Genomic DNA, 16,239 nt, shown 5'->3' with positions numbered 1-16,239 from the left:
CACGCCTGTGGATAACCATGATCGCTTTCCGTGATCGTTAACTGGTTTGCTTGGGCCCCGGCCGGGACGTGCACGACTGCTCGCTGGGCGCGAACGCGTTCACCCCGTAGACCGACACCACGGCGAAGCAGTAGTCCAGCTGATCATTGAGTCCGCGCAGCTCAAAGCGCGTTTCTCCGGGCCCGACCTCACCCATCGGCTTGAGTACCTCCCCCGGGTGTCCCCCAGTGATCAGCGTCGATGTCTTGCCTTCGCTGGCGTCGACCCAGCTGATCTCCACCGAGGTCCCGTAGTCCCTAACCTGCACCCCCCGCGGCGGCGGCCCGCCTCCCACAGTTGGCACATCTGAATCTTTACCGTCATCTTTGCCGCCCCGATCGGCGAGCACGAAAACCAGCGCGACCACGGCGACACTGACCGCCAGAACCGCGGCGATGGCCGCGAAGATCGCCGGGCCCTTCTTCGAGGACGACGATGCCGCGGGCGCCTCGGTCGGTGTTGCGGTTATCCGGGGCGGCTGAGGGTCGCCGAACGGCCGATGGATCGCGAGGTCGTCGAACGGCCGGTAGGGCTCCTGCTGCTCCGCCGGCCAGCCCTGCATCGGTGTGGGGTCCGGCGGGGATGGCGCCGGCGCCTGCTCGGCCGGCCAGCCGCCCCAGCCCTCGACCCGCGGCTGCTGAGCCGTCGGCTGTTGAACGGGCGGCGGCTGGACCGGCGGCTGCTGGACGGGCGGCTGCTGGACGGGCGCTCGTTGCGTCGGTGGTGGCAGGGGCGCGGGCTCTTGAACAACCCGTGGAAGCGTGGCCGCCTGGTCCGCGACCGGAGCGTCCCGCCTGACCAACGGCTGAGCCTGCGGATACTCCTCAGGCAACGGCGGCGTCTGAGCCCCCGGAACCCGCCGGACCAGCGGAGTCCCCCCTTGCTGAGGAATGAGCGGCTCCGCACTGGCCTGCCGAGGCGCGACCAGCGAGGCCACATCCTGCGGCCGGCTCTCCTGAGCCGGCGCCTCCGGAACAGGCGCACTATGCGCGATGGCCCCATGGTTCCCAGCGAGATAGGCCCGAGCCTTCAAAACGGCCCAGTGACTACTCCCCAGCACCGAGTCGCCCAGCTCAACCACCCGGCTGAGCGCCTTGCGAGCTTCATGCCGATTCCCCAACTCCTCAGCCACAACGCCGAGGTCGAAGGAGATCTCCAACATGAGCGGATCAGAGTCCCCCAACCGCCACTGCCCCGCCGCGTACGCCTCTTCCAGAACCCGCCGAGCCCCCGACGGATCATCATCAAACTGATGAAGCCGAGCCAGATGGTGGGAGGCAGCCAACACCCCCGGATCATCCTCACCAAGATTCGCCCGCCCCAGAGCAACGGCATGCGCGAGCATGGCAATGCCGGCGGCCCGATCACCCTGCTCAGCCAAATACTGAGCACGCTGCCGGGCAGGCTCGAGCGGAGAGGGTTGCGACACCCGAGACATGCTGCCCGGTACAACCCTCCCCCGCCACACCCGACCGCAACAACGTCCCCTTTTGTCCGATCCCACTTCCCCCGGCGGGCCTCCGCGCAGACCCCTCACAGGGCCGTGTAAAGTTCTCTCCTGTGCGGCCCGCAGGGCTGCGGTCCCCGGGCGCAATCCCGGCACCGCTCCCGCTAGGCTGCAATGCAGGTCCGGGTGGCGGAATGGCAGACGCGCTAGCTTGAGGTGCTAGTGCCCGTATAGGGCGTGGGGGTTCAAGTCCCCCTCCGGACACCAGTATCGGTGGGATTTCACCGCAACGGTGAGTTTTCACCGACTGGAACCTCGCCGCATACGGTGCGCCGAATTGTCAAAGGTCAGGCCGTGGCTCACGGCCTGACCTTTCGCGTTTCCCGACCATCGCGCGCTGAGATGTGCTGACGATGGATGGCGTGGGTTCGCCGGCCGGGCCACCCGGAGATCGTCCCGAGCAGCTGATCGGGGCGCTGATCCCACCCGTCATCCAGCGCCCTCCCCCGGCAGCGCCGCTGGTTCTCACCCTGCCGCCCCGTCTTCGGTTACCGACCGGCGCCGACGCCGAGTCCATGCTGCTGGACATGGGCCGCCTCGACGCGTCCGGCCGGTTCTCCGCCCGCCGGCTACTGCGAGCGCTCGACTGGCCACCCGGGCACCGCGTCGACGCCGTCGTGGTGGATGACGCGGTGCTCATCCGAAGCTCACCGACTGGCCTGCAAAGTGTGGGCAGCCGCGGCGAGCTCGCGGTGCCCGCTGCGGCCCGGGCCCTGGCCGGCATCGCCGATGACGGCCACGTCGTGCTGGCCGCCGCGCCCGACCACGGCGTGCTGGTGGTGCACGCGCCTGCCGTGGTGACGCGGCTGCTGCTCGAGCACTACGCCGACCTGACGCAGGAGCAGCACCGTGACCGCTGATCCGAGCCGGGTCGCCGCGGCCCACACCCTGCTCGCCCAGCTCGGGGTGACCGTCGCCGACCTGCAAGCCACACCGGACCACACCCGGCGGATGCCGACGGTCGCCGAATATCTGCCCCGCGTGATGGCGGCGGCGACGCCGTCGTCGTGCCGCACCTACGGCACCTACTGGACCCGGATGGCCGCCGTCTGGGGCGACTGGCCGCTCGATACCGTCGCCGCCAGGATCGTCCGATTGGCGGCAAAGTTCGATAACAACGCCCGGCAGGCCTTACCCCTGATCGGTCACCCCCCATCGGGCCACCAGCGCCAAAGCGATGCAACTGCTTGGCTGGACGCCGAGACCCAAGGAAGAAGCAGTGCTCGCGGCCGGTAGCAGCATCTTGGCGAGAGCCCACCACAGAGGCTGAAGGCCATCAAGGTTCGGCGTCGCCGCGCTGCGCCGTACCGGCCTCGACGTGGGCGACGGGTCCCCGATCCGCGTGGCCCACGCGGGATCCGTTACCCGTTGTCCGCGGTGCTGACCGTCGCGGTCTGCGCGGTCATGGCGGGTGCATCATCGTTCGCGGCGATCACCGGCCTGGCCGCATGACCTCGATGAACACGCCCGGATCTGGCTCTGCTTCGGTGATGGCGTGCCCACCTGGTTTTGAGCGTGAGTAGGGGTCCCGTTCGGGCGGGAGTTTGGGTCCCAGTGTCTGCTCGCGGATTTCGCTGGGCGTGGATTTGGGCCCCGCCCTGCCCGCGGGTGGATAGGACCACGGACTCTCGCCTGTCCGCTACCTATGGTTTCGGCGTCGGCGGACGAACGCGGCTCATGCCACCTTGATGACAGCCTTGCCTGAAATGTGACCGTTCTCAATGGCGGCGACGGCGGCCGAGGCGTCGGCGAGTGAATAAATAGCAGTGATCGTGGGTGTGAGGACTCCGTCGAGGGCCAGCCGGGCAGACCGTTCCAGACTCTCGCGGTCGAGGCGACGTTCGACGAAACGCCCACCGATGTCGGACACCGACATATCACTCACGGCGATGACGTTGCGGGGTTTCTTGGCCAGTGGGGCGATCGTCCGCAGCGAGGAGCCTCCGACCAGGTCGACGATCCCGTCGAAGCCCTCCGGAACCAGCTCGCGGGCCGCGGCGGCCACGTCCCCGGTGGTGTAGTCGATGAACCGCACCCCGATGGCCTCGGCGGACTCGCGCTTGGTGCTACTCCCGGTGCCGATCACACGCAGCTCACGCTGGACGGCCAGCCGGGCGACCAAGAGCCCCACCCCACCACCGACCCCGTTGACCATGACAGTGGCGCCGGCCGGGAGGCCGAGCTGGTCGAGCGCGTCCACCGCGGTCGTCCCAGCCACCGGCAACGTTGCCGCCACCATCGCGGATAGGCCCACCGGGATGCGAGCGGTGTTCAGTGCAGACAGCACCGTCGTCTCGGCGTAGGTGCCGCCACCGGTGAGCGCGAAGCCGAAGACCGGGTCACCCACCGCGAGCCCGTCGACGCCCTCGCCGAGGGCGAGAACGGTTCCGGCTGCCTCCATTCCCAGCACCCGGGGAAACGGACGCCCGCTGTCGAGCCCGGGAATCAGAGCCGAGCGCAGAACGTGGTCCATCGGATTCACGCCGGCGACGTCGACCCGGATCAGCACCTCGCCGTGACCGGGGACCGGGTCGGGACGATCAAAGAACTCCTGCACCTCAGGCCCGCCAAACCTGCCGAAACCCCACGCCCGCCCCATGTTCTGCCGCCTTCTGCATGACCGGCCCGGTCGTTCCGGGCTCCACAGCCATGCTCACCGCTTACATCGGTGTGAAGGGCAACCGGCTGAGGCGCGAGTCACAACGTCGGGCCTGCGGTGTCACCCCGGGACCGGGGCCGAGGTCAGCTCCACCCAGTACTTGCGGTTGATCCCGATCAGGACGTCGAGCGCATCCCGGGTCTGGAACAGGTGCGCGATGTCGGCGTCGATCCGCTCGCGCTCGCGCGTCATCGTGACGAACGCCGACTCGGTGATCGCCGGGTCAGTCGGAGTATCCACACATGGCAACACCGACGCGATCACCCGGCTGGACATGCCCGCGTCGAACAGCTGCCGGATCAGCGCCACGCGCTCGACGTCGGCATCGGAATAGTGCCGCTGCCCGGCATCGGAGCGCGCACTGGCCAGCAAGCCCTGATCCTCGTAGTACCGCAGGGAACGCGGACTCACGCCCGTGCGCTTGGACAACTCGCCGATCCGCATCCCTGAAAGCCTACGCTCGCATGATCGAGAGCTCAGATCACTCACATGTCATGAAGACCGGGTGGGGCCCAAACTCACGCGCATTGATCATGGTGAACGCTCAGTCCTTGGGTCCAAAAAAGGCGCCCATCCGGGGCCCGATCCTACGACTAACGCCACCCACCGGCACGACGATGTGGCGGCTGCTGGTCCGTCTCGATCCGACCGTGCTGGCCACTGTTCTTGCCGGCTGGCTTCACACCCGAACCCGGCCGGCCCCGTTGCCGCGCAGTTATCGCAGGGTGATCGCGGTAGACGGCAAAGACCCTGCGCGGCGCCCGCCCGGGTGACGGCCGTCAGGTCCATCTGCTGTCCGCCTTGGATACCATCACCGGGATCGTGATCGCCCAGGTCACCGTCGACACGAGGTCGAACGAGATCACCTCGTTCGCCTCGTTACTCGACGCCGTCGAAGCCGCGCTCGGCACCCTCGACGGGGTGCTGTTCACCGCCGACGCCCTGCACGCCCAGACCGTGCGCGCCGACAAAGGTCACCGCCCGCCAAGCGCACCTGCTCGTACAGGCGAGAGGCAACCAGCCCACCCTGTTCAAGCAGCTGAAACGGCTTCCCTGGCACCAGATCCCGGTCGGTAACCGGACTCGCGAGCGTGGTCACGGCCGTCGTGAGACCCGCACTGTCAAATCCGTCACCGTCGCCACCCCGGGCGGCATCGCCTTTCCCACGCGCAGCAGGCCGTCCGGATCACACGCACACGCATCATCGCTGGTAGGACCAGCCGTGAGACCGCCTACCTAACCATGTCGCGGCCAGGCGCTGCCGGCCGAGCTGCAGACCTGGATCCGCCGACACTGGCACATCGAAAGCCGTCTCCACCACGTCCGCGACGTCACTTTCCGTGAAGACCTGCACCAAGCCTGACCCGGCAACGGGCCCGCCGTCATCGCGACGCTGCGTAACACCGCGATCGGTTGGCACCACACCACAGGCCGACTGATATCGCCCGCGCTACCGCCAAGAGAACCGCCGCTCACACGACCTGATCACCGGCGTGACCAGCAGTTACCCGACAACCCAATGACCCTGTCCCCATCCCGTAGCGGGGCCGTAAGAATCAGGGAGTAAGCCCGCATAAGTCCTCCTTGACCGCCGTCGCGGTCGACCCGACCGGCCAAAAGCTCGCCACGAGACGACACGTCGTCAACGCCGGAACCCTCGCGCAGCTGACCAAGTGGGCGAGCCACTGGCCGCAGCACCGTTTCGCCGTCGAAGGAGCCAAAGGGCTGGGCCGTGGTATCGCCCAGCCGGTCAGTCCGCCGCGATTGGCGGCGGCGCCGGTCCGGGAGCGGTCTCGTCCTGGACGATCAACCGGCCGCCACCGTGGCCCGCGGCGCCGCACACGACATCGTGCTGCTCGCGGGGTCGAGCACCAGCGTGCGCTCCCCGTTTTGCGACTTCGGCGGCTTCAGCCGAACCCAGCTACCCGAATCCTCACCACCAACTGCCGCCGCACCCTCAACGTGCCCTGGACCGGCTCGAGGTCACCGCACTGCAGACCGCACAACTACTGTCCGCACAAGACTGTTGGCGCATGGACCTGATGGCCGGTCACCGGGCCGGGATAAGCCCTCGCCTGGAACAGGACCAAGGCGGGCCGCTGTGCTCTTCTCGACCGGGCACCAGTACCGCGCCGAACTCGCCGGCAAGGCCCCGCCGAGCCACCCGCGCCACATCAAGCGAGCAATCGACCTCATGCAGGCCAACCCCGCCCGGGCCCTGACTGCCCGCGACCTCGCCCACGCAGCAGGGAGTCGGCGTGCGCACCCTGCAAGAAGGCTTCCACCGTCCTCGCGGTATCCACCAGCACGTTTCCGTTAGCTGGCCGCTCGTACGCCGCAGGGATCTTGGCCGCCGGTAGCCTGCTCGCCACCCCGCTGCGCCCGGCCGCCGATCGGCGAACTCACCGGCGTCCGTAATGCGGCCGACGGCGTTTGCCGGCCATGCGCAGCGTCGCGAACACGCCCATACCCAGGCCGGTGGCGAGCGCGAGCAGCACGACGGGCAGGTTCGTCGTCGACGTCGCGGTCTGGTTGGCCCCAGCTAACTGCCGTGCGGCAGTCGCCGCCGCGCTCGAGGGGGCCGCCGCGGGGTTCGGCGCGGTCGGCAGCGCGGCGAAGTCGACGATGCCGCTGCTCTCCAGCAGCGTCATGTGCGTCACCACGAACTGGTTCGCCTGCTGCGCCAATTTGCGGACGGTGTCGTTGCGGGTGGTCGCCCGTACGGTCCCGATCGCCGGAAAGATCTTTCCGTGCGCCGCGCGAAGCCGGTCGATGTAGATCTCGTCGAACTCGGCACCTTCGGCGTCGCGCATCTCGGCAAGCCAGCCCTGCTGATCGCTGTTCGGCGTCTTCGGCACAACGATCCCCAGCTTCTTCGCGGCAGCGCGATCGAGTGCGTCAAGCACCTGATGCTGCGCCGCGATCTCCCGGCCAATCTCCCGGATCCGCGGATCCTGCGACTTCTGTTGCGCCATCTGACCAGCGGGGATCTCCCACAGCCCAGCGAGACGCACCTTGACGACGAGATCCCTGTCGGCGGCCGAGAGGCGACCTTCGCCGTCGTCGGAGATCAGCTCGTTGGGAGGCACCGGGACGTTGGGCTCGGCGCGCGCAGGCACCGGACTGGCCAGGAGCAGGCTGACTGAGCAGACCGCGATGCCGCACAGCCGGCGCCACCCGATCGAACCGATTCCCCGCATGCCAGCCTCCAAGACATCCCGCGTGTCGCCGCAACGAGCCCGAATGGACCATCGTCACGTCTTGCCACCCAGGGGTACGCGGCACACACAGCCGGGGATGAAGGCGCAATAGGTTCGTAAGATCTTCCGGACCGTCCGGCGTAACCGACTGTCGAGGCCGACGACACCTCGCCTGCTCGCCATCGCGATCACGCCGTCGGCCGGTCGAAGCACGCGGTTAGCCGCGTGCCCGCCACCACGCCGCCCGAGTCCGACGTCGTCCAGTTCGCGGCAGCGGGTCGCCACCACCTGCGGCTGGTCGTGTTCCCTCCAGCCAGACCCGCAACGATTTCGACTGCCCAAAGGCCTCATCCATCGCCACCCACGCCGCCAGGCACCCAGCCACGAACGCCCGGGCCAGCATCTGCCGGGCCGTCTCGACCTTCGTCGCGAAACCGACCTCGTCCGGGACACCCGCGGCCCGGCAGCGATCACGATCGTCGGTCCAAGCCGCAGGCCAATACAACTGTCGGTCGATCAGCGCGTGACCACGGCTCGAGCGGTAGGCCAGGAACACACCGATCTGGCAGCCTCCGACCCGGCCGGCTGTCCCGGAGTACTGCCGGGCCACGCCCGCGGGATTCACGCCCTTCTTCAGGAAACCGTTGTCGTCTATGATCAATACGCCCTGCGGGTCACCGAGATGCTCGATCACATAGTCGCGGACCTCGTCCCGCACGGCGTCGATGTCCCAATCGGCCCACCGCAGCAGACGTTGCATCCCGTCCGGGGACAGGTCTCTGGCCTGCTCGGCAAGCGTCCAGCCGGTCTTGCGATCGAGCCCGCCGCGGCAGGCGTCGTTGGCACCGCCGTCTACGTGGCGGTCGCCCGATTGGTGCGCCTCACCGAGCTGCAACGACTCGTGGCCACCATCCTCGCCGGCATCCGAACCAGCTGACAGACCGAGGCGTCAGGCGCAGCCGATGACAGCCACGCCTGGCGGCCTGACTCAGAGGTTCCGCCCTCGATCGCGGCTCGAACGTGTGCTACACGATTTCGCGGATGGTCAGGTTTCCGAAGGTGGCAGCGCCCTCGTGAGCGTACAGGCGGATGTGGTTGTCGCCTTCCAGAGGGAAGACCCGGTGCGAGTGCACGACACGTCCGTCTCCCAGAAACATCTCCACGCTGGTGCGGTCCACCAGGATCCGGATGGAGAGCCTGCCGACCGAGGGGTCGATCGGCGTTTGGCTCTCGCCTCCGGTCGGGTTGATCGTGGGGCGTCGGTTGACGTAGGCGAAGGGCCCCTTCATGTAGAGACCGGCGGCCACGTGACGGCCACCGCCGGGCGCCCGGCAGATCTCGAACCCCACATTGGACGGGAGGGTGGCGGGGTCCCACACGAGCTCGCACGTCAGGTCGTACGCCGGCGCGGCGATGTCCAGGTCGAGGACGTCCGTGACCTGCACGTCGCCGAGCTGATGGGAGTGCTGGGCGTACTTTTCGAGGGCAGCGGTCGGGGCGGAAGCGAGGTAGTAGGTTCCGCCGACGTGCTTGAGCCGGATGTCGCGCACGATCATGTCGTCGCCGTTGTACTGGTCGGTGGCAAGGGTCGGGGTGTTGTGGGGGTAGTCCCAGAAGTTGGCCCAGCCGATCGCGTGGCGGAGGGCATCGTTCTCCGCTCCGGATGCGGTGTGATCGGGGTACGTGACTGCGCCGTAGAAGTCGAAACCGTAGTCGAGCCATTCCGGTTCCGGGTGGTCGGGAGTGAAGGAGCTGCCGTCGAAGGCCCCGGTCCAGTACGCGTAGGTCGCGGGCAACCCTCGGCTCTTGCCGTTGGCGCTCGTAGCCAGGACCCAGTGCCGGGTGCCGTCGTCGGCGGTCATGCGGAAGATGTCAGGGCACTCCAGAAGGCCGAGGTCGGTGCGCTCGAACTGGCCGACGTGCTGCCATGACCTCAGATCCGATGAGGTGTAGAAACCGAGCCTCTGTCCTTCGGCGTTGGCCATGAACCAGCGGCCGCGGTCGCCGTCCCACACGACTTTCGGGTCGCGAAAGTCAGGCACACCGGGATTCGGCAGTACCGGAGCCTGCCCGACGGGCCGGAACGAGCTTCCTCGATCGGTGGAGTACCAGAGGTACTGCGCCTGAACGCCGTTCGGGGCCTGCGCGACAATGGCGATCACCGCGTTGTCGCCGTACCCGGCGGTGTTGTGCTCGTCGACGACGAGGGATCCCGACCAGCAGCTACCGTTGCCGTTGCTGAACTTGGGAATGGCCACACCGCAGTCGTTGAACGACACGTGGTCTCGGGTCGTTGCGCGTCTCCACGCGGTGCCGCCGCCGCCCTGGAGGTAGTCGGCGTTGTACAGGTAGTAGTAGTGGTACTCACCATCGAGATATATCGGGCGTTGCGGGTCGTTCTTCCAGTTGTCGGGAACGCTGAAGTGATAGCTGGGCCGCATACGCGACAGTCCTTTCGAGGGTGAGTCACCCCGTCGGTGTGGCCCGCCGGCCGGGGCCGGGGCCGCGAGTCCGGCCGTGGTCCACGACGGGGCGAGAGATCCGCCGATGCCCACCGCGCCCGCAGCGCTGAGCAGTGCGCGGCGAGAGACCGCAGGTGAGTTCTCCATGAGTCGCCTTCCTTGTCGGACAGCTTCGACGCTGCCGGTTGACGAATCGAGATGCCTTCGCGCATCTGAGCTACCGGCGCTGCCCTGGCAGGTATCGCAGGCCGAGGTCGAGATCCTCGGGGGATGGTGGCGACACTTCGGGCCCGGCGAGTTCGTGGGCCCAGGGCAGATCGGCGCCGGGGCGGGACACCGTGATGGCGGCCGCCTGGGCGGCTCGCTCGCCCATCCGAGCGACGGTGTCGACATCCAAGGGGTGACCGCGCAGGGTGAGCAAGTCGAGGATCAACGAAGCCATGTACGTGTCGCCCGCACCGATCGTGTCAGCGACCGGCGTCTTCACCGAGGAGAGATGTACCTCCGACGTCGCAGTCGTGAGGGTTGCGCCACGCGCGCCCCGCGTGATGACGACCAGCCGGGGGCCGAGATTCCCGATGCGCGCGCCACCTCATCGGGTGCCATGCTCGGGTAGATCCAGGCCGCGTCCTCGTCGCTCATCTTGACGAGGTCGGCGCGGGCAGCGCTTTCCCGGAAGCAGTTCAGGGCTTCCGGATGGCTGCCGAGCAGATCGGCTCGGATGTTCGGGTCGAACGTGACGACCGGTGGGCGGAGCCGATCGATGTGGGCGAGTACGGAGTGGCGACCGGGTTCGAGGAACGCGGCGATCGACCCGGTGTGCACGACCGTCGGGGACACCGGGAGGGGCGCGGGTGAGAGTCGCCATTGCACGTCGAACCGGTAGTCCGCGGAGCCGTCGGCAGCCACCGTAGCCGTAGCGGTGGAGGTCGCGTGATCGGAGAAGGACTCGTCCAGCAGTCGGACGCCGGAGCGTTCGAGGTGGCGAGCGATCCGGCTGCCGCGCGTGTCGCGGCCGATCTGTGTGAGGAGAGCGACGTCCAACCCGCGGCGGCCGAGACCGAGTGCGACGTTGGCGGGGCTGCCCCCGACGTGTTCGGTGACCGATCCGTCGTCGACGATGTCGCCCAGCGCCTCCCCGATGACCAGGACATCGGTGGGCGGCATAGTTCGGGAGGTCATCGCGAAGCCTGGTCCGTCCGGCTCAGGGCGGTCACCGTCATGTGCTCGACGACGACGCCCGGCTGGTCGCTGCTCATGCCGACGCCGACGTGGTCCTCGGAGGTGAAGACGGCCTCGCTGACCGTGACGGCACCGCCGTCGGCGAAGACCTCGACGGAGGTGGTGTCAACCCAGACGTCGAGTTCCAGCACGCCGTCCCTCAGCGGGACGATCGCCGCGGCGTCTGCTCCGGCCGACGGCAAGATGTCGGAGCTGGCGAGCGAGGATCGGTCGACCGACAGCCGGCCGGCCGCGTAGCGAATGCAGACCGCGGATCCCTCGTTGGCTGCGCCGCGTACGCGCAGCTCGAGCGCGGCTGAGCCCGGCCGGACGCGCGCCTGGATACGCAGGGCCGCTCCATGCGCTTCGGCGGGGAGGTCGAACCCGCCCGGCGGAAGCGTGATGTCGGACGCCTCGTAAACCCGGGGTCGGTCGACTCGTACGGCGGGCGTCTGGAAGAGCGTGTCACCACGAAGGGTGAGCCGTCGCGGGAGTGCAGTGCTTCCCCGCCAGGGGTGGGTGGGGACGTCGCGGGCGTACATCCAATTGCTCAGCCAGGCGAGCATGATGGGTTCCGGCATTCCGCTGAAGGTGATTCCCGCGTAATAGTCATGGCCATGGTCGAGCCAGCCCCACCGGGCCGGGACGAACCTGACGCCGTCGAAGTCGCCGACGATGTACTGCATGCCGGAGCCGCCGGTCGGGTGACCGGGATTGACGGAGAGCGTCAGGACCCATCGGTCGCCGATCGGGAACAGGTCAGGGCATTCCCACACTCCCCCGGGCGCTCCGTACGGGCCGAACACGCTCAGCGGCGCCCACTCTCGCAGGTCAGTGGAGTGGAAGAGGTGGACGTGCCGGTCGACGGCCTCCACAGCAACCATGATCCAGCGGTTCTGGTGTCGAAACACTCGGGGGTCGCGAAAGTCGGTGGTTCCTCTGTCCAGGACGATCCCGTGCTTCTCCCAGGTGTAGCCGCCGTCGGTGCTGTACGCGAGCGCTTGCGCCTGACCACGAGCGGAGGCTGAGGTGTACAGGGCGATCAGTGGCGGGTTCCCGGCGGTGCCGAGCCCGGACGAGTTGGCCTCGTCGAAGACGACGGAGCCGGAGAAGACTTCTTCATCGTCGTCGAACCACAGTGCTACCGCGTGCTCCTGCCATGTCAGGAGATCCGTGCTGGTGGCATGGCCCCAGCTCATGTTCCCCCAGTTCGGCCCTTCGGGGTTGTGCTGGAAGTACAGGTGGAACACACCATTGTGGCGGATGAGCCCGTTCGGGTCGTTCATCCAGTTGCGAGCCGGCGCAAAGTGGACTTGGGGGCGGCCAGGCGACAAGGTCGTCGGTGTCGTCATGTTGCTCAATTCAGAAGTCGGGTCGCGATATGCGGCGAGATGGCGTCAGGCGTCGCGCTATTGCACGCTGTCGTCGCGGATCCAGTGGGTGGGTGAGATGAAGACGTGCCGGGGCTTCTCGCCGGCCGTTGTCCGGCCGTCAGCGATCGCCTGGATCTCCGCACGGGTTCGGGCGCGTTCTTCTCGGTCGAACGGCGTACGGCGCAAGGGGTCGGGTGCCGCCGAGACGAGGAGGCGGGTGTACGGATGCTGCGGGGTATCCATCACCTCGCTGCTGGTGCCCCCTTCAACCAGCACGCCGCGGTGCATGACGATGGTCGTGTCGGCCACGAACCGTGCGGAAACCAGGTCGTGGGTGATGTAGAGGATCGAGATTCCGCGTTCGTCGCGCAGCCGCCTCAGCAGCTGCAGCACTCCCATCCGCACCGACACGTCGAGCATCGAGGTCGGTTCGTCGGCAAGGATCACCGTCGGGTCGGCCGCGAGGGCCCGCGCTACCGCCACTCGTTGACGCTGCCCGCCGGACAGTTCATGCGGGTGCCGGTCCAGGAGCGCGGGATCCAGCTCGACCGACCGCATCAAGTCGGTGGCTCGCTCGCGGCGTTGCGAGGCGTCAAGGTCCGCGTGGAGGGCCAGGGGCCGCTCGAGGAAGTGACGGACCCGCTTGGTCGGGTTCAGAGATCCGAACGGGTCTTGGAACACCATCTGCACGTACTTGCGGTACCGGCGGGACGCGCGGCGGCGTTCGTCACGAAGCACGTCGATTCCTCCGACGACGATGCGCCCAGAGGTCGGCTGCTCCAATCGAGCAAGGATCCGCGCGATCGTGCTCTTACCGCTGCCTGACTCGCCGACCAGGGCCATGATCTCGCCGGCGTAGATCTCGAAAGTCGCCCTGTTCACGGCACGGTTAGTGCGACGGGAGAACATCGACCCGGAGGCGAAGTCCTTGGTGACGTCCTGCAGCGAGACCACCACGTCTGCGCGCGGAGCGGCTGCCTCCTCGCCGGAGGTCTGTGGCTGCGCGATCTCCGAGCGGTCCGGGCGCACCGGCGGGAAGGCCTCGATCAGCTGCCGGGTGTAGGCATGCCTCGGGTTCGCATAAACCTCCGCCGAGCTACCCATCTCCAGAAGAGCGCCATGGCGCATCACACCGAGCCGCTGGCTGATCTCGACCATCAGCGAGAGGTCGTGGGTGATGAAGAGGATGGCGAACCCGAGCCGAGCCTGCAGCTCCTTGATCTCGTTGATGATCTCCTGCTGCACCACTACGTCCAGCGCGGTGGTCGGTTCGTCCATGATCAGCAGATCCGGTTCGAGGGCCAGCGCGATCGCGATCACCGCTCGCTGACGCATCCCGCCCGAGAGTTGGTGTGGGTAGGCAGCCGTCCGCTTCGGGTCGATACCGACGAGCTCGAGCAGCATGCGCGCTCGGCGCGCCGCCTCGGCACGCTTCATCCGGCGGTGAGTGGTGAAGACGTCGATGATCTGGTCACCGACGGTCATCACCGGGTTCAGCGAGTTCATCGCGCTCTGGAACACCATCGAGACGCGGTTCCAGCGGAACGCACGGAGTTCCTCGCCGTCGAGAGCACCGATCTCTACGTCGCCGCACCGGATGGATCCGGACACGACGCGACCGTTCCCGCCGAGAAGCTTGAGGATGGCGTTCGCAATCGTGCTCTTGCCGCTTCCGGACTCGCCGGCGAGCCCGAAGGTCTCGCCGCGCCGGATGGTGAAGGACACGTCATCGACGGCGGTGACGGAGCGACCGTTCACGTCGTACTCGATGGTGAGGTTTCGCACGTCCAGGACCACGTCGGCATCGCCGGGACGGGTAGCCGGATCGGTTGCGGGAAGTGTTGTCATCGCCGGCGGTCCTTCCACTTGGTCCGGCCCGCGAGTCGGGGGTTGGTGACCTCGTCGACCGCGTAGTTGATCAGCGCGAGGGAGAAAGCGATCAGAGCGATCGCCGCGCCGGACGGCACGAACGTCCACCACGTGCCACGGATGAGGGACCCTTCGTTGCTGGCCCAGAACAGGTTCGTTCCCCAGCTGACGGCGGACACGTCCCCGAGACCGAGAAACTCGAGTCCGGCCTGTGCCCCGATGCCGAAGATGACGCACGCGAGGAACGTGCTCATGACGATCGAGGCCATGTTGGGCAGCATTTCGCGGATCATGATCGTCAGGGGACGTTCGCCCGTGACGACGGCGGCGTCGATGTAGTCCTTCCCGCGCAGGGAGAGAGCTTGAGCTCGCACGACGCGGGCCGAGCCCGCCCAACCCGTGATCACCAGGACGATGACGATCGTCCCGGGCCCGGGAGGGAGAAACGCGGCCAGGATGATCAGCAGCGGCAGTCCGGGGATCAGCAGGAAGATGTTCGTGACGACGGACAGGATGTCGTCGATCACCCGGCCGAAGTAGGCGGATGTCAGGCCGATCAGCAGACCGACGAGGGTGGCGAGCGCTCCGACGGTGAAGCCGATCCCGAGCGAGCTGCGAGCTCCCCAGATGAGAAGTGCGAGAACGTCCTCGCCCTTGGTCGTGGTGCCGAGAAGGTGAGCGAACGACGGGGATTCGGAGCCGGTCGCGACGGATGCGCGTGGGTCGCCGGGTTCGAGAAGCGGAGCCGCGAGGGCGACCACCACGAAGATCACGAGGATGATCACCCCGGTCAGCGCCCGCTTGTCGCGGAGGATGCGCAGGGCCAGGTGGTCACGGTATCTCGGCGCCTTCGCCGGGGCGGCCGGTTGCGACGTGGCTGCGGTCGTGAGCATGCTGGAGCCGGAGTTCTGGACGGACATGCGCTACCTCACACGAACGCGCGGGTCGAGCCGCACATAGACGATGTCGATCAGAAAGTTGGCGGCCAGGACGGCGGCGGTCAGGGTGAGGAAGATGCCCTGCATCAAGGGGTAGTCCAGTGACTGCACGGCCCTCAGCAGCTGGTAGCCGATACCGGGGTAGGCGAAGACCACTTCGGTGAGCAGCGCGCCGCCGACGACGAAGCCGATGGACATCCCGAACGCGGTCACCGAGGGCAGCATCGCGTTGCGTGCCGCGTAGCGATACATGATCCGGCCTTCGCGCAGTCCCTTCGCGCGGGCCATGGTGATGTAGTCCTCGGCGGCTGTACCGATCATCGTATTGCGCATGCCCAGCATCCAGCCGCCGAGCGAGACAGCGACAATCGTCCCGGCCGGCACCACCAGGTGCCAGATGACGTCCCCGATGAACTGCCCGCTGAACGAGGGTGCGGCTCCGAGAGTGAACGCCTGCCCGATCGGGAACCACTTCAGGTTCACTCCGAACAGGTAGAGGGCGATCATCGCGATGAAGAAGTACGGGAACGAGCCGACGAACACCAGTAGGGGCGGGAACACCCGGTCGAGGATTCCGCCGCGGCGCCAGGCCGCCACTATCCCCAAGAGGTTGCCCAGTACCACTGCGATGATCAGTGCGGTGCCGCCGAGGAGGATCGTCCACCCGAGTTGTGCGCCGATGACATTTACCACGGGGACGGGGAACTGGGAGGTCGAGATGCCCAGTCTGCCGGTGAACACATCGTGGATGTACTCGATGTATTGCAACCAGATCGGTCTGTCGTCCAGTCCGAACAGGTGCCGGAACTGCTCTACCTGCGCGTCGGTGAGGGTTCCCTGCATCTGGCCGAGCAAGCGACCCACCGGATCGCCCGGCATGAGTCTCGGCAGCATGAAGTTGATGCTGAGGGATGCCCAGAAGGCGACGAGATAGTAGCCGAGTCGGCGGAGGATGTAGGCCATCGCGCTGC

14 protein-coding genes, 1 tRNA gene and 2 pseudogenes are annotated in these 16,239 nt (G+C 67.5%); 5 read left to right on the top strand and 12 right to left on the bottom strand.

What is annotated here, in order from left to right:
• Positions 1-37: 37 nt before the first annotated feature.
• The gene (locus tag AB0M54_RS44665) at positions 38-1,468 is read right to left on the bottom strand and encodes a tetratricopeptide repeat protein (protein WP_364478788.1); all 1,431 of its coding nucleotides are present in this window, start codon (positions 1,466-1,468) and stop codon (positions 38-40) included.
• Positions 1,469-1,666: 198 nt separating this feature from the next.
• Here AB0M54_RS44665 and AB0M54_RS44660 point away from each other — a divergent pair.
• The 4 genes and pseudogenes from AB0M54_RS44660 to AB0M54_RS44645 form a co-directional block, all read left to right on the top strand.
• Positions 1,667-1,753, top strand: a tRNA-Leu gene (locus tag AB0M54_RS44660).
• A 146-nt stretch (positions 1,754-1,899) separates the two neighbouring features.
• Positions 1,900-2,406 carry a hypothetical protein gene (locus AB0M54_RS44655; protein ID WP_364478785.1) on the top strand — a complete coding sequence of 169 codons (507 nt, stop codon included), beginning with the start codon at positions 1,900-1,902 and terminating at the stop codon, positions 2,404-2,406.
• Positions 2,396-2,782, top strand: a complete 387-nt coding sequence (locus AB0M54_RS44650; protein ID WP_364478782.1) for a hypothetical protein — start codon at positions 2,396-2,398, stop codon at positions 2,780-2,782. Before AB0M54_RS44655 ends, AB0M54_RS44650 begins: the two co-directional genes overlap by 11 nt.
• 39 nt (positions 2,783-2,821) lie before the next feature.
• A pseudogene (locus AB0M54_RS44645) lies at positions 2,822-2,971 on the top strand (transposase family protein); the annotation flags it as partial.
• Positions 2,972-3,221: 250 nt separating this feature from the next.
• Here the strand turns inward: AB0M54_RS44645 and AB0M54_RS44640 are convergent.
• Both AB0M54_RS44640 and AB0M54_RS44635 read right to left on the bottom strand, forming a co-directional pair.
• Positions 3,222-4,103 (bottom strand): NADP-dependent oxidoreductase, encoded by an 882-nt coding sequence (locus tag AB0M54_RS44640; RefSeq protein ID WP_364333542.1) that lies wholly within the window; start codon positions 4,101-4,103, stop codon positions 3,222-3,224.
• A gap of 162 nt (positions 4,104-4,265) precedes the next feature.
• Positions 4,266-4,649, bottom strand: a complete 384-nt coding sequence (locus AB0M54_RS44635; protein ID WP_364333539.1) for a MerR family transcriptional regulator — start codon at positions 4,647-4,649, stop codon at positions 4,266-4,268.
• Positions 4,650-5,006: 357 nt separating this feature from the next.
• On the opposite strand from AB0M54_RS44635, the gene AB0M54_RS44630 reads away from it, so the two are divergent.
• Positions 5,007-5,282 carry a hypothetical protein gene (locus tag AB0M54_RS44630; RefSeq protein ID WP_364333536.1) on the top strand — a complete coding sequence of 92 codons (276 nt, stop codon included), beginning with the start codon at positions 5,007-5,009 and terminating at the stop codon, positions 5,280-5,282.
• A gap of 1,325 nt (positions 5,283-6,607) precedes the next feature.
• On the opposite strand, the gene AB0M54_RS44625 is transcribed toward AB0M54_RS44630, so the two are convergent.
• The 9 genes and pseudogenes from AB0M54_RS44625 to AB0M54_RS44585 all read right to left on the bottom strand — a co-directional run bounded on the left by AB0M54_RS44625 (position 6,608) and on the right by AB0M54_RS44585 (position 16,231).
• Positions 6,608-7,405 (bottom strand): DUF4142 domain-containing protein, encoded by a 798-nt coding sequence (locus AB0M54_RS44625; protein ID WP_364478779.1) that lies wholly within the window; start codon positions 7,403-7,405, stop codon positions 6,608-6,610.
• A 252-nt stretch (positions 7,406-7,657) separates the two neighbouring features.
• Positions 7,658-8,228, bottom strand: a pseudogene (locus AB0M54_RS44620) (IS701 family transposase); the annotation flags it as partial.
• A gap of 202 nt (positions 8,229-8,430) precedes the next feature.
• Positions 8,431-9,846, bottom strand: a complete 1,416-nt coding sequence (locus AB0M54_RS44615; protein WP_364478776.1) for a glycoside hydrolase family 32 protein — start codon at positions 9,844-9,846, stop codon at positions 8,431-8,433.
• Between the two features lie 238 nt (positions 9,847-10,084).
• Positions 10,085-10,417 (bottom strand): PfkB family carbohydrate kinase, encoded by a 333-nt coding sequence (locus AB0M54_RS44610; RefSeq protein ID WP_364478837.1) that lies wholly within the window; start codon positions 10,415-10,417, stop codon positions 10,085-10,087.
• The gene (locus tag AB0M54_RS44605) at positions 10,351-11,049 is read right to left on the bottom strand and encodes a PfkB family carbohydrate kinase (protein ID WP_364478773.1); all 699 of its coding nucleotides are present in this window, start codon (positions 11,047-11,049) and stop codon (positions 10,351-10,353) included. The genes AB0M54_RS44610 and AB0M54_RS44605 overlap by 67 nt, the downstream gene beginning before the upstream one ends.
• The gene (locus AB0M54_RS44600; RefSeq protein WP_364478770.1) at positions 11,046-12,440 is read right to left on the bottom strand and encodes a glycoside hydrolase family 32 protein; all 1,395 of its coding nucleotides are present in this window, start codon (positions 12,438-12,440) and stop codon (positions 11,046-11,048) included. Before AB0M54_RS44600 ends, AB0M54_RS44605 begins: the two co-directional genes overlap by 4 nt.
• Before the next feature lie 57 nt (positions 12,441-12,497).
• Positions 12,498-14,309 carry an ABC transporter ATP-binding protein gene (locus AB0M54_RS44595; RefSeq protein WP_364478834.1) on the bottom strand — a complete coding sequence of 604 codons (1,812 nt, stop codon included), beginning with the start codon at positions 14,307-14,309 and terminating at the stop codon, positions 12,498-12,500.
• On the bottom strand, positions 14,306-15,250 hold the full coding sequence (locus AB0M54_RS44590; protein WP_364478767.1) for an ABC transporter permease: 945 nt from the start codon (positions 15,248-15,250) through the stop codon (positions 14,306-14,308). The genes AB0M54_RS44595 and AB0M54_RS44590 overlap by 4 nt, the downstream gene beginning before the upstream one ends.
• Positions 15,251-15,253: 3 nt before the next feature.
• Entirely contained in the window at positions 15,254-16,231 is a 978-nt protein-coding gene (locus AB0M54_RS44585; RefSeq protein WP_364333519.1) for an ABC transporter permease, read from the bottom strand.
• Between the last annotated feature and the right edge of the window lie 8 nt (positions 16,232-16,239).

The sequence above is a fragment of the Actinoplanes sp. NPDC051470 genome (genome assembly GCF_040682035.1).
GTDB lineage: Bacteria > Actinomycetota > Actinomycetes > Mycobacteriales > Micromonosporaceae > Actinoplanes.
The sequence above is the reverse complement of the archived record's forward strand: the minus strand, read 5'-3'. Positions and strand labels throughout refer to the sequence as shown.